The 13,792-nt window shown below is 37.7% G+C and carries 17 protein-coding genes; 7 read left to right on the forward strand and 10 right to left on the reverse strand.

Translation table 11 applies throughout. The features are described 5' to 3' along the window. Positions 1–1,053, forward strand: a 1,053-nt coding sequence (locus KI369_RS12320; protein WP_212956124.1) for an alpha/beta hydrolase family protein, incomplete at its 5' end; no start/stop codon positions are given. A 349-nt stretch (positions 1,054–1,402) separates the two neighbouring features. Here KI369_RS12320 and KI369_RS12325 read toward each other — a convergent pair. Further along, positions 1,403–1,648, reverse strand: coding sequence for a hypothetical protein (locus tag KI369_RS12325; RefSeq protein ID WP_140420161.1), 246 nt, complete (start codon positions 1,646–1,648; stop codon positions 1,403–1,405). 199 nt (positions 1,649–1,847) lie between these two features. On the opposite strand from KI369_RS12325, the gene KI369_RS12330 reads away from it, so the two are divergent. The 4 genes from KI369_RS12330 to KI369_RS12345 all read left to right on the forward strand — a co-directional run bounded on the left by KI369_RS12330 (position 1,848) and on the right by KI369_RS12345 (position 3,477). Next, positions 1,848–1,973: a YjcZ family sporulation protein gene (locus tag KI369_RS12330; protein WP_000540385.1), complete on the forward strand. Its 126-nt coding sequence runs from the start codon at positions 1,848–1,850 to the stop codon at positions 1,971–1,973. 163 nt (positions 1,974–2,136) lie between these two features. After that, entirely contained in the window at positions 2,137–2,478 is a 342-nt protein-coding gene (locus KI369_RS12335) for a PadR family transcriptional regulator (protein WP_000683187.1), read from the forward strand. Continuing rightward, entirely contained in the window at positions 2,471–2,953 is a 483-nt protein-coding gene (locus KI369_RS12340; RefSeq protein WP_212956125.1) for a hypothetical protein, read from the forward strand. The genes KI369_RS12335 and KI369_RS12340 overlap by 8 nt, the downstream gene beginning before the upstream one ends. Next, complete coding sequence (locus KI369_RS12345; protein WP_212956126.1) at positions 2,950–3,477, forward strand: permease; 528 nt, start codon at positions 2,950–2,952, stop codon at positions 3,475–3,477. Before KI369_RS12340 ends, KI369_RS12345 begins: the two co-directional genes overlap by 4 nt. Before the next feature lie 43 nt (positions 3,478–3,520). Here the strand turns inward: KI369_RS12345 and KI369_RS12350 are convergent, their stop codons facing one another. Continuing rightward, positions 3,521–4,996 carry an MDR family MFS transporter gene (locus KI369_RS12350; RefSeq protein WP_212956127.1) on the reverse strand — a complete coding sequence of 492 codons (1,476 nt, stop codon included), beginning with the start codon at positions 4,994–4,996 and terminating at the stop codon, positions 3,521–3,523. Between the two features lie 142 nt (positions 4,997–5,138). Between KI369_RS12350 and KI369_RS12355 the strand changes: the two genes are divergently transcribed. Beyond that, positions 5,139–5,714 carry a TetR/AcrR family transcriptional regulator gene (locus tag KI369_RS12355; RefSeq protein WP_139872614.1) on the forward strand — a complete coding sequence of 192 codons (576 nt, stop codon included), beginning with the start codon at positions 5,139–5,141 and terminating at the stop codon, positions 5,712–5,714. 242 nt (positions 5,715–5,956) lie between these two features. Here the strand turns inward: KI369_RS12355 and KI369_RS12360 are convergent, their stop codons facing one another. Then, positions 5,957–6,724 (reverse strand): TSUP family transporter, encoded by a 768-nt coding sequence (locus KI369_RS12360; RefSeq protein ID WP_000348436.1) that lies wholly within the window; start codon positions 6,722–6,724, stop codon positions 5,957–5,959. A 260-nt stretch (positions 6,725–6,984) separates the two neighbouring features. On the opposite strand from KI369_RS12360, the gene KI369_RS12365 reads away from it, so the two are divergent. Further along, positions 6,985–7,770, forward strand: a complete 786-nt coding sequence (locus KI369_RS12365; protein ID WP_212956128.1) for a TrmB family transcriptional regulator — start codon at positions 6,985–6,987, stop codon at positions 7,768–7,770. A 334-nt stretch (positions 7,771–8,104) separates the two neighbouring features. On the opposite strand, the gene KI369_RS12370 is transcribed toward KI369_RS12365, so the two are convergent. From KI369_RS12370 to KI369_RS12400, 7 genes are all read right to left on the reverse strand, one after another. After that, positions 8,105–8,449 (reverse strand): DUF4064 domain-containing protein, encoded by a 345-nt coding sequence (locus KI369_RS12370; protein WP_212956129.1) that lies wholly within the window; start codon positions 8,447–8,449, stop codon positions 8,105–8,107. A 21-nt stretch (positions 8,450–8,470) separates the two neighbouring features. Next, on the reverse strand, positions 8,471–8,887 hold the full coding sequence (locus tag KI369_RS12375; protein WP_000914235.1) for a DUF3862 domain-containing protein: 417 nt from the start codon (positions 8,885–8,887) through the stop codon (positions 8,471–8,473). Positions 8,888–9,027: 140 nt separating this feature from the next. Continuing rightward, positions 9,028–9,567 carry a hypothetical protein gene (locus tag KI369_RS12380; RefSeq protein ID WP_212956130.1) on the reverse strand — a complete coding sequence of 180 codons (540 nt, stop codon included), beginning with the start codon at positions 9,565–9,567 and terminating at the stop codon, positions 9,028–9,030. Positions 9,568–9,582: 15 nt separating this feature from the next. Continuing rightward, positions 9,583–10,872 (reverse strand): replicative DNA helicase, encoded by a 1,290-nt coding sequence (gene dnaB, locus KI369_RS12385; protein WP_212956131.1) that lies wholly within the window; start codon positions 10,870–10,872, stop codon positions 9,583–9,585. Further along, a complete protein-coding gene (locus tag KI369_RS12390; protein WP_212956132.1) occupies positions 10,869–11,729 on the reverse strand; it encodes a DnaD domain-containing protein in 861 nt (286 codons plus the stop codon). Before KI369_RS12390 ends, dnaB begins: the two co-directional genes overlap by 4 nt. Before the next feature lie 192 nt (positions 11,730–11,921). Next, a complete protein-coding gene (locus tag KI369_RS12395; RefSeq protein WP_212956133.1) occupies positions 11,922–12,248 on the reverse strand; it encodes a nucleoside triphosphate pyrophosphohydrolase in 327 nt (108 codons plus the stop codon). A 580-nt stretch (positions 12,249–12,828) separates the two neighbouring features. Further along, on the reverse strand, positions 12,829–13,212 hold the full coding sequence (locus tag KI369_RS12400) for a hypothetical protein (RefSeq protein ID WP_212956161.1): 384 nt from the start codon (positions 13,210–13,212) through the stop codon (positions 12,829–12,831). Positions 13,213–13,792 lie beyond the last annotated feature (580 nt).

Genomic DNA, 13,792 nt, shown 5'->3' on the forward strand with positions numbered 1-13,792 from the left:
ACGAAAGCTTTTCATTTAATTGATACAAATCGAAAAGAAACCACTGTACCAAATAATCATGAAAATCGTGAGTTAATGATACAAGTATACTATCCTGCCGAAAAAGGATCAGGGAAGCCTTCTGCTTATTTTGAGAACATAAACGAGCTGGCTGAACAATTGGCAGTAATAAACGGTGCTCCATATATCGTAACGACACATTTAGGGCTGACAAAAACACATTCTTATCAAGATGCTAAGCCACTTCAAGATAAAGAAAAATTCCCCCTACTTTTATTCGGCCATGGGATGGGATTATATGGTCAACAAAATACATTCCAGTTAGAGGAATTAGCTAGCCAAGGCTATGTAGTAATCGCTCTTAATTTCACAGGATATGCAGCAACAACGATTTTCCCTAACGGAAACCGTGTAGACTCTATACCAATTGAATATACACCTACCGCCTTAAATACCATAGTTCAAAAATGGGAACAGGATACTACTTTTGTTTTAAACGAAGTAATAAAAGGCAATTTCGATAAAAGTTTTAAAACTATCGCAGACTTAATTGATTATGACAAAATTGGAATGTTCGGTCACTCTGTTGGCGGATCAACTTCCGCACAAATGTTAGTAAAAGATACGCGTATTAAAGCTGCAATTGATATGGATGGTGGATTGTATGGCGATCCAATGCCTAAAGACGGTCCTCAGAAACCATTCATGTTGATGAATTCTGAGGCGTCGATTCATTATATGAAAGAAGCTGAGAATCCAAAGATAACCGGAATCCAAAATGAATTATTGGAAATAGTCTATTTAAGAAATAAAACTATTGAAAAACCGGGCGTGTACACAGTGGTAATTCCAAAAACAAACCATACTAGTTTTACAGATTTAGCAGCATTTTCACCTATTATTAACGAACCAGACGAAGATGTAGCCGCAAATTATACACTCATTAATAAACTAGTAACTAGCTTCTTTGATCAAAATTTAAAAGGAATAAACGAAAATCATTTAGAAGAAATTCAGAAGCAATATCCTGAACTTCAGCTCATTAAACACTAATAATCATTCATTTACCTAGTCATGTAGCCCCTCACTATACTTGAGGGGTTTCCGCTTTAAAACAATTATAAAAAAAGGCCCCATCACTGGGGCGCTCAAAAAATAATATAAGTAAATGAATTAAAACAAATAACAGACAACTAAAATATATAACATAAAAATTGTATAATCTATATATATGCAATATTACATGGAAAAATTTCATTATTACATGCTATACTAAAACAGGAGTCGACAATCGTTATTTTCTTCTTATTTTTTAAAGCAATATGGATATATCTTCTTAACTTCATTTGGATTGTACAAACAAAAGAAGACATCTTACTAGATGTCTTCTTTTCGTATAGTTTTATGAATTCTTTTGCGAAGATGCTCTCCAAGCACGAAAAGATGTTGGGCGTCCAGAATGAGCTCTTTGCTTTGCAGCAGCAACAACTGGTTTTTCTTCAATAGTCATTGGTTTTTCTTCCACAATCGCTGATTTTTCTTCAAGAGTATTCACAGCTGTTTGCATTTTTTCCAACTGCTCTTTTAAGGCTTGCTGTTCAATCTTTAAATCCGTAAGTAATCGTAAAATCATTTCAGAATTGGCCATAAAGATCCTCCTTCCCCCAATACACAGAATAAAATACAATATGTCATCCGCATAATACTCGTGACAAAAATAAGGTCGTCAATTCTTATAAAATCTAACCTTCTTTTATTTTTCAAAAGGACCTGCTCAAGATTATCTGTAAAAACATAAAGTGAATTAAATCCATTAATTAATGGTCTTTATGGAAGGAGGAGTTAATATGGGCTATGGCGGTACTTGTGGTGGAGGCTGCGGTTTCGGCGGCGGATTCGCTTTACTTGTTGTACTCTTTATCTTATTAATCATCGTTGGCGCTAGCTGTTGGGGCGGCGGATTCGGCTGCTAAGTAAAGGCACTCTTGAGAGTGTCTTTTTTTCTGCTTTTGGATGTACAACCCCTATCTCGAGATTGCACATTTTCAAATTGACATAGCATTTCATGCACCTTATACTGTTAACAACAGTATACTGTCATTAACAGTAATATAATTCATTCTAGGAGGTATATCCATGAAACATACAGGAAGACATACGGGGGCATTTCTTTTGTTATTTCTAGCTGAAGGAGATAACTATGGCGGGCAATTATTGCAAAAGTGCGAAGAGGAACTTCCCGTCAATCCAATCGATAGCGCCATTTTATATCGCACGCTAAAGAAATTAGAAAACGAAGGTGCAATTGAATCTTACGTAAGCACAGATCATCAAGACAAACCGAGAAAGATGTACAAAATTACGCCTGCTGGAAAGGAACAACTGGCAGATTTTCAAATGGATATTGAAGAAAAAATGAAGAACTTATCCTTTTTCTTAGATAAATATAAAGACTTAAAGGAATCTGATCATGATTAACGGCGTGATCCTTTACACTTTAGCCGTTATTCTTACGGGGATTTCTTTTATGAAGGACCGGACGAAAACGAAAGAAGCTCTATGTAAGTCATGGAAAATGTTTCGAAATCTCCTACCTGCGATGCTATCTATTATGCTTTTCGTTGGCTTATCGCTTTCTATATTAACACCATCCTTCATCTCTTCCATCATTGGAGAACAGTCTGGATTGTTAGGTGTTATTTATTCAGCAATACTCGGATCCTTTGCACTTATTCCAAGCTTTGTCGTGTTCCCTCTTGGAAATACATTAGTCCAACACGGTGCAGGCCTCCCTCAAGTTGCCGCACTTATGTCTACATTCATGTCAGTAGGGATTACAACCTTGCCGATGGAACAAAAGATATTTGGACGAAGCTTTGCTTACGCACGTAATGCATCTGCATTACTCATGTCTCTTCTATTCTCCTATATCATTTGGATGGTGATGGTATGAAAGAACTAAAAAGATATCGCTTCTTTTTCATCTTACTACTCGGTCTCTTTATATTAACTTTTATAAATCAATCTTTAGGATGGAGCGCATTACAACTAACAGGAAATAGCATTTTAGATATGTTGTTTCTCCTTCCCCCTGTCCTACTATTTGTAGGATTACTTGATCAATGGGTGAAAAAAGAAACGCTCATGAAATATATGGGCGAAAAATCCGGCGTATACGGAATCTTATTCTCTCTCTTATTAGGCGGCATTGCAGCTGGTCCTCTCTACGTTGCCTTCCCAATTGCAGCACTACTTCTAAAGAAAGGCGCAAGCATTCGATACATCGTATTTTTCTTAGGCGTTTGGACAACTGCGAAATTGCCGATTCTCGTGTATGAATTTTCTTCATTTGGTGCTACTTTTACATTCATTCATATTTGCTTCGGTTTAGTGTTCTTTTATGTAATGGGGCTTATTTTTGAGAGGTTTTATGATCAAAGGCAGTTGCTAAGGTATGATGTTACAAAAGAAATGTAAAAAGACATCTTTATCTATTAAAGATGTCTTTTTTATATAAACCTTAATTCTCGTTCTGTAAAACCCTCGCTGCCTTTACTCCCTCTTTCTCTTCTTTTAAAAACAACGATACGATAAATGCAACAACAATAAAGATTAATCCAAGTGTAAATGCACCTTGGAATCCTGATGTTAAACCGTTTAACTTCTCTACTGGATCCATTGGATTTGCGGAGCTTTCCATATAGTTAGCTGTTCCTGAAGACATTTTCGAAATAAAGATAGCCGTACCAATTGCGCCAGCTACTTGTTGCAACGTACTAAACAGTGCTGTTCCGTGTGGATATAAATCTGGTGTTAATTGATTTAAACCGTATGTTTGTGCTGTCATGACAAACATGAGTCCAACCATTAATACGCTATGCATGACAATAATTTGTACCATTGATGTGTCAGGAGTAATGCCTTTAAACAAGAACATCGCAATCCCTACTAACACAATACCAGGAACGATAATAACTTTCGGGCTAAATTTATCAAATAGTTTACCCGCGATTGGTCCCATTATGGCGTTAATAACACTTCCTGGAAGCATGATAATTCCTGATTTAAACGCTGTAACGAGTAAAACTGTTTGCAGGAACATCGGTAATAAAGTCATCGTTGAAAATAATGACATCATCACGATGACGATTAATCCAACTGATAATGTAAACATCGGAACTTTAAATGCGCGTAATTCTAAAATTGGATTCTCAATTTTCAATTGTCGAACGGCAAAAATACATAATGAGATAAGCCCAACAAGTAAAGTGCCATACACTTTCGCATCAGACCATCCTAAATCACCTGATGCACTAAAGCTATACACAAGTCCTCCAAATCCTAATGTCGATAAAAGGATTGATGGATAATCTACTTTTGGCCTTGTTAACTCTGAAACATTTTGAATGTACTTCATTCCAATCATAATGGAAATGATCACGATCGGAATAACAATGTAGAATAACCAGCGCCAATTTAATGAATCAACGATTACTCCAGATAATGTAGGGCCAATTGCCGGAGCTGCCATCATCACAAGTGCGATTAATCCCATTGTGGCACCACGTTTTTCAGGCGGACAAATGATTAAAATCGTATTCATTAATAACGGTGTAATTAATCCCGTCGCTACTGCTTGGACGATACGGCCGACTAATAAAATGGAAAATGTCGGCGCGAATCCCGCAATTAATGTACCAGCTAAAAACGTTACCATAGCGATTAAAAACATTTGTCTCGTTGTGAGCCATTGCTGAAGTAACGCTGTAATCGGGACTAAAACACCAACCACTAACATGTAAGCTGTAGAAAGCCATTGAATCGTTGAAGCCGTTACGCCAAATTCTTTCATTAATACAGTTAACGCATTACCAAGTAATGTTTCGTTTAATAATGCAACCATTGCCCCTAAAAGTAATGCAATTAAAATGGGGGTATGTTTCAAATTAGAAGTATCAACTTTGCCACTTGTAGGGCTCTTAGTTGTCATATTCATTTACAGATTCTCCTCCTGTTTCTTACTTAAAAAGCTTTAAATAAACCCGAACACATGTAATATAATATACATGTGTAGATTAAAAAGGGAGAATCAATTTTCAGCCATTGTATACTTAATCTACAAAAAAGGAGAATTGTAGATGAATGATAATGAAAAACAACTCGATTTACGTATTAGACGTACACATAAATTACTATGGGATTCCTTATTCGAATTAATGACGCAATCAAAACAAAAATATAGTACCATCACGATTAACCAAATATGTGATCGTGCAATGGTACACCGAACAACCTTTTATAAACACTTTGAAGATAAAGATGCTTTATTAACATTTGGATTTAAACGATACAGCAAGATAGTTGCCGAAATACCGCTTTTAGATCGATTAAGTAAACCATTTCAAGTGATGGAACAATTCCTTCACCATGAAGAAATCGGTAAAATATTAGAGACACAAATGTCCGATGAACAATTCAATAGCTGCATTCATTATTTAAGCCACGAAATAAGAAAACAAGAAACCGAAGCGCTAAATCGTCTTTGTAAAAATCATACGATGCCAAACGATTTAATAACGGAATTTTATTCAGGGGTAATCAACTCATTAAGCTCATGGTGGTTTCAAAATGAAAGGAAATTGCCTGCAGCTGAAATGGATAAGTATTTCCATCAACTTATTAATCGGGATATTTTTCAGTTTGAAAAAGAGTAGGACTACAGATAAGAACATGATATGTTTTCGATAGAATACGATATAAATGTTACAGCGAATAAATGGCATATAACAAAAAGAAGAGATGTGCTAACATCTCTTCACGTAAATTTTCTTTTTTAATGAGACTTTTTTAGATGCTATCTTCGAATAAGGTAGCATCTAAAAAAGTTAAAAGGAATTTTCCCTAGTGTCTTCTTATATTTTATGTAATCTTGACCTTTTCTACGTCCTTTGATTACTTACTGCACATAGTCATACAGATTTTTCGCTAACAGCAAACAAGTTACGGTAATGAAAAGGGCGCGAACATACCCGCTTCCTTTTTTTATAGCAAATCTGGAGCCGGCGATTCCTCCAGCAATTTGAGCAATCCCCATTATAAAACCATACACATAGTTTACTTGCCCTACATACATAAACATCAACAATGCACCAACGTTACTTCCTAAATTAAGAAACTTCGCAGTACCTGCTGCTTTTAAAAAATCATACCCAATAAATAAAAGAGAAAACATTAAAAATGAACCTGTACCAGGACCTAGAAATCCATCATAAAAACCAATAGCAAAAATAAAAAAGGTAAAAATAATGACGTGTCGACCAGACAATTTTTTATGAGTGGAAATACTACCCCAATCCTTTTTGAATATCGTATAAATAGCGACCACACCAAGCATGATCAGCATTAATGGCTTCAGTACTTCTGGATTCATTAAATGAACGGTCCATGCCCCTATTATGGAACCTATGAAAGTGATTGGAAATAATTTAAACGCCGATTTCAAATCAAGATTACCAGAACGATAAAACACAATATTACTAGTTGCACTCCCCATTGTTGATGCTAATTTATTCGTGGCTACTGCACTTGCTGGATTCAATCCTGTAAATAATAAAGCTGGTAAGGCAATCAATCCACCACCACCTACAACTGAATCAATAAATGCAGCTACAAATCCAAAAACAATCAAAATCATTAATACAGATGGGTCTAAATAAAAATCCATACTAGTAGCCTCCCCTTTAGTCACTATTGTAATAGTAACTACCTATTTGCTAAATGTAAAGAGTTATTGTAACGTTACAATATAAAGTGAAACTTTAATCAGTGGGGGTTTTGTTCATCCCCCACTGATTATTAGTTGAACCAATCGGGCTTTTACGGGCAGTTGATCCCCACCTAACTTCTTTGCTTCCGCTGAATTTTGAGGTGGGGGTCTTACTGCCCGTTAAAGCGGGATAAAAGCAAACATCGGAGGACAAAAAAGTGGACTACATAGTGCAACAGCTTAAAAAAATTGGTTTTAATGAATATGAAGCTAAATCTTATGTATCTCTTGTGAAACAGGGGCCTGTCACAGCCTATCAAGTGAGTAAGGATTCGGGTGTCCCAAGAGCGCGAATTTATGAGATTTTAGGTAACCTTGTAGAAAAAGGAATTGTCATGAAAGAAGAAATAAATGACACCACTCGCTATTCACCTCTACCTGTTGAAATCTTTTTACAGAAGGCTCAATCAGAATGGCAGTCTACTTATGAAGGAATTAGTGATTCATTAAAAAAACTAGAAACTTCCGAGGAAAAAACGGATAATCGAGTAATTACTTTAAAAGACAATCAAACAATCATTAGCTATTGTCAGACATTAATAAAAAAAGCCGAAAATCGTATTGTCATTTCGATGTGGGATGAAATGTATGAAGCGTTAAAAGAGGATCTAGCTGAGGTAGCTGATAAAGTCACAGTACAAGGCATTACCTTGCATGTTGAAAATCCCCTTAAAAATCTAGAAGCCCATCGTATAACTGCTTATACCGAAACCCTCTCTACAGAGCATTGGTTTATTTTATCGATAGATTCTAAAGAAATGATCTATGGACCATCACTTGAGGAGCGTAATATTGCCTTTTATACAGATGACCCCGTTCATATATACCTATTAGAGGATTATGTATGGCATGATGTTTTAGTGAATCGACTTGTCCGACGTAGCCAAGATGACTTGGAGCAATGGATTACTGCGGAGAGAAGGGCTTTCTTTATGGGAAAATAAGTATACAGAATTAGTTGAATTCACCAACATACTATTTCATAAATCCCATGAAGTTCAGGGGCCAAACTACGAGATACTTTCGGCAAGATCCTTCAAGAATTACGAGCAGATACAAATGCAGATCCACTTGCGAAATTCATTGTATATGAACTGACACTAGATAAAACTAACTTTGAATTAGTAAAAGTTTTAACGGAAGAATTAGCATTGCTTCAAACAGAGCTTCAAAGAGTCCCACCAGCTAATAAACATTTACAAAAGCAAATCAAAAAATTTGCGTATTTAACCTAATAAAAATAGCCGACTAGAGTCGGCTATTTTTAATTACATTTATCTATGCAGACACTGTCACTTTCTCTTTGCGGAAAACCCCCATTAATCCACCGATTAATAAAAGCACAGCAGGTAAAATATAAATGAAAGAAATACAAATGAATCCTCCAATTGCAGCAATTGTCATCATACCGCCGCCGACTTTTGCTTTACTTTTTACCATAACTGATCCAACGATACCTAAAATCGATAAAGCGACTGCTGCCCAGCCTAAACCTATAACATTACTTGCTCCTTCTGCCTCCATAGCTGAAGCAACTCCACCTATAAATAAAGCAATAAATGCACATAAAATACCGAAAATACCACCAATAAGTCCTAATACAAATTCTGTTGTACGTTTCATTTTAAATCTCCTACCCTTTCTTTATTTCATTCCCATTTGTGCTTTGCTCGTAGCAAGTTTTTGTCCATCTTTTTCAGTAAAGGTAACATTAAAATTCGCTCCAAGGTCGCCATTAACATTTTTTGTCCAACTAGCAATAATCATTTTAATATCCCCAGCTTGAGACTCCGCTTTATTATCCGGTTCTCCAAACTTCGCGACCACATCTTCGTATTTCTCCCCACCTGCTCCAGTTAAAGAATCACCTACCTTAATTGCCTCTACATCAGCTGCTGTAATTTTCTTCTTACTTTCTTTATTTTCTTTATTCTCTTTCTTCGCTTCTTGCTTCGGCTCTTCTTTTTTCTCATTAGAAGCTTCCTTAGTAGAATCACCACATGCAACTAAACTTAAAGCTACAGCACTACCTAAAACCAATATCCCTAGCTTCTTTAACATTTTAATAGCCTCCTATTAATCATAATGTAAGATTACCAAGCCCATCTTAGCAAAGAAAGCATCCAGAATTTGTCATATTATGTCGTGGCGTATAAAAAAAGAGCAATGACAGACATTGCTCCATTAAACGCTCCTCTTCCCTATTCCACATCCGCATCATCCAAACGAATATGCGCTACCTTTCCTTCTCCTAACCAAAACTCAAGTGTTACATAGCGTTTATGGTCAACATAGCCAATAATCGTAGTACCCTGCTCTGTCCGTTCATAATAATTCGAACCATATGAATTAATAACATCCTGCTTCGTACTACCAAGCCCTATCCCTTTTGCCGTCTTAAGCTCTTTATTTTCTCCAATCATTAAACGAACAATCTTCCCTTTCTCTTTTCCCTCTATAATTGAAGCTGTTTCTACTCCGTTCTTCCAATCATAATAATCGTAATAAACGTTATCTATCTTCTTAATAGGTTCACCATATTCTTTTCTAAATGCTTCTTTATCAATATTGTCATGAAGCCTCATCTTTCCAATCGATTCATTTGAAAGGTCTGTAAAAGCAGTATGGCTATAATAATAACTTCTTCCTTCTATAACAGGACCTAGCAATCTATAGCCAATTACGCCTAAAGCAATAACGAAAACGATTAGTATAATAATCCATAACTTTTTTCTAGACACAAACTTCCCCTCCAACTAACTCTCCTTCTCCACAAATCGCCCAAACTCCTTCAAAAATCGTAGTTTAAAACTGCCTACAGGTCCATTCCGATGCTTCGCCACATGAATCTCCGTCATCTCTTTCTGCATCGTTTCCTTATCGTAATAATCCTCACGATACATAAGCATAATGACATCCGCATCTTGCTCAATTTGTCCCGTCTCTCTTAAATCAGATAAAAGAGGACGCTTATCTTGACGCGACTCTACAGAACGAGACAATTGCGACAACGCCACTACACAAACATTTAATTCACGTGCTAATACCTTAAGCTTACGAGAAATTTCACTAATCTCTTGAAATCGATTGCCCTTATGCTTTTGATCACCCGTAATAAGCTGCAAATAATCTACAATCACTAAAAGCTTCTTATCACCGTGCTTCCTCTTTAACTTACGAGTTTGCATCCAAATATCTTGCACCGTAACACCTGCATTGTCGTAAATCTCAAGCGGCAGTTCACCAATCTCCGCAAACGCCTTACTCACCTTTTCCCAATCTTCCATCGCAAAACGGTGCTTCGGATTTTTCAGCCTACCTCCTGACACTTCCCCTACGCACGACGCCATCCGTTTTAGCAATTGCTTACTACTCATCTCTAACGAAAATAACCCAACCGCCGCTCCAGACTTCGCCGCATGCATGCCAACATTCAGCGCAAACGCAGTCTTCCCCATAGAAGGACGCGCACCAAGAACGACAAAATCACCTTCCTGCAATCCGCACGTCATTTTATTTAGCGATGTATAACCAGTCTCAATACCAGTAATCTCTTTCGCATCTTGATGAAGCTCCTCATACAAACCAACTAACGCATCCTTCAAATCAAACTCACATACACAGTCCTTTTCCTCTAACTCACAAAGTGCCGTAATCGTCTCACCAATAATTTTCTCATTCTTCTCCGCAATAAGACGCTCTCCCATCTTGTGCCCGAGAACACCCGCCTGATACATTTTCCAGGCACCTCGAACAAGCCCCTCATAATAAGAGAAGTTGGCAATTGTAGGTACACCATCCATTAACCCTATAAAATACTCCATTCCCCCGATCCCCTCTAAAAACTTCGGATCTACCCTAGAAATGAACGTCACAAGATCAATCGGTTGCCCCTCTTCTTCCATCTTTCGCATTAACTGAAATATAGACTTATGCACCGACAGAGAAAAATACTGCTCCGTCAAACGGCACTCCTTAATAAGCTCTCCATCAAGTAATAGAGAACCTAACACCGTCTTTTCCGCCTCCACATTTTGAATACTCATGGACGCCACCCGCGCTCCGCTAAAAAGCGCTGCAACTCTTCCTCAGACGGCGCATTCTTCTCCCACTCCTCACACCTCGCCAAAAACTCCTCCGTCTCCCCCGTACTAACAGACGAATCCTTCTTCCTAAAGCTCGCCGTATCCGCCTCAACCTCACACACTTTCGTAAATCCTTTCCCGTGCCAGCCTCTCAAAATCCCCTTCACATAAGCAACCGTCCGCTTATTATTCTCAAACGCAATTTGAAGAGCCTTCAGCACAAGCTCCTCTGACAAATCCTCCATCCACGCACTCAGTTCCTCTACCGTATGAGGAGACAAACTACCAAAATGCTGCTCATAAAAAGAAAACACGCGACTTCCCATTTCCTCCTCTATAACCTCTTCTTCCTCTGCCTCCTCACAAACCGGCTCTACATCATCCATAGCCAAATCACCAGGCATACCGAAATGCGCTAACAGCATCGGAACATTCATCTCCTCCTCCGCACACTTCTGAAGAAACATATGTACAAACTCCTTATTCTTCACACCCTTAAGCTCACGAAGCACACACTTCTCCACATTCGTATTCGTCACCGGATTATAACGAAGCCAATTCAAAACGAATAACTCCCGCGTATCCGCATCATAAAGAACCTTCCCATAATCAACAAAGCGCTGCACAAGCTTATCAACAGTCTCCCTGTTATAACCCGTCTCCATCTCAGCTAACCGCTTCGGAAAAGGAAAAATCCCACACTGCGTCGTCTTCGAACAAGTTAACAAGTAAACATAAAAATACCGCTCCTCCGGCGTCAAATCCAAAACAAAATCATCCTGCCAAAAATTCACCTGCACATTACGATACACCGCCATCCTAATTCCTCCCGTCTCCGTTCAAAAATGAAAACCTCTTCATAATATATATGGGAGGATGGTCGGGTTTTTGGCGTGTTATTTTAAATTTTTTTTGACTACTACTACGGTGTTTGTTGGTGTTTTTGTTTTGTTGTGTTTTTTCTTAGTGATTTATTACTTGATAGGGGCTTGTAAGGGGCTTAGGAGGGGCTAGTTATCGGTTACTTCGATTAGAAAGACTCGATCTGAAAAGCCACCTCTTTCTTCTGCTTTCTTTTTGCGGATGTTGTTGATTTCTTCTAGTGTTGTGCCTTCGTGTTCGGCTAGGGCGTTTATTAGTTCTAGGAGGTCAGATAGTTCTTCGAGTTTATGTTCTTTTGTGTCTGCTTCTAGATATTCGGTTAGTTCTTCTTGTGTTTTTTTGCAGATTTCTTTTATGTATTCTTCTTCGGGTAAGATTCTTGTTGTGGGTGTTTTTCCGTTGGATTTTATTATTTGTGGGATTTTGTTTCTGATTAGTTTGTTGTGGGTTGGCATGGGATTTTCCTCCGTTTGGTTTTTCTTCTATAGCAGTTTAACTAGGTGTTAAACTGCATAGCTGTTCTCTCCTTACAAATACTGAATTTCCACAGTGACCTTGTCAATTGGGCAAGCACTAAGATAGCTATATTTACCATTAGGGAAATAGTTTATTCATAAGTTCATTATATGCTATATCATATTACTTTTTATAAATCCCATCTCAAAACAGACTATATACTGTCTTCAGTTATCTCCTAGTTAATTTGGTGTATTAAAAAAGGTGAGTACCTAATATCATCATTTTCCACCTTTACTTTACCTGTTATAATCTAAAACAATGTTCTATATAGCAACATATCTTAACAGAAAAATGTTTCGTTAAACTTATAAACACACTTAGAAACTGGTCAAGATTCTGGTCAATAAATTTCATTTTTCTACGTTACAGGATTTGCATAAAAAATATAGAATATCCTATAAATCCTTGATACAACTAGCTTTCCATTCGATATCCCCTAAACTTTGCCCCTTCTAGAAGAACGCATACTAACTCCCACCATAAAAAAAGCGGGAGCATTGCTCCTGCTTTTTTATACTATTTCAAGTTATTAAAGGGATTCCCATCCGGATTACTTCTGATGTACCCACCACCTTGCTCGGCTGTATGGTCAATTGCGGTATTACCGTCACCGTCACGGAAGTAGCCGTTTACATATGTTCCATCATTCCTAAAATATCCATCAACATGGTGCGGGTTAACAAAATGAATGTTGTCCAGAGTCAGTGGCTGAAATTGATGTTTATAAGCATGTTTCAATGGATCTTGGTAGTCCAAGAAGTCGTTTGAATTGTCATAGGTGCCAGGTCCATGATGATTGTTTAGGATGTTATGATGGTCAGGAACGACTAAATGATCATTGGATTGGCCAAAGTCATGGTCAAATGAATCGGATACTTGCTGCAGATTATGTTCACTCATAGTGCTTTTTCCCCTTCCATAAGTTCTGTTTTGATTAATTCATCCAAATCAGTAAGTTTGCTTTGATAAGCCTTGATGAAGTTGGCTTCCTTTTGCTTGTTATTGATTTCATTTTTCAAAATCACTTCATAAGAGCGAAGCAGGCGCGAGAATTCTTCCAATGATTCCTCTTCGATTTGCTCCTTTGTTCTTTGTACGTAGTGGTTAATCTGTTCTTCAAAGTTATCAACCAGCTGGCTAATTTGGCGGCCAGTTGCGGTAATTAGTTCTGGCTTGATATCTTCAAGTTGTTTTTCGGCGAGCTTTTGTGATAAAAATGGAAGTCCGGCCATCCCTACTATCGGCAAAAAGAACGGTCCGCCGAGCAATATCGCAAGAGTACTCGCTCCACCAAGAACAAGCCCTGCCTTTACATTCGCATTTCCTGTCCGTGCACTCAATATCGGAATTGAATCGACAATTTGAATGTTAGCTCCTTTAACTACCTGGATATGGACACTCTCTTTGAACGCAGTGGTCAGCCCTTTAATCACTTCCACCTGCATTTTGCGCAGCAGCTCATGGACATAGTCACTATATT

This window comes from Bacillus sanguinis, assembly GCF_018332475.1.
Classification (GTDB): Bacteria; Bacillota; Bacilli; order Bacillales; family Bacillaceae_G; genus Bacillus_A; species Bacillus_A sanguinis.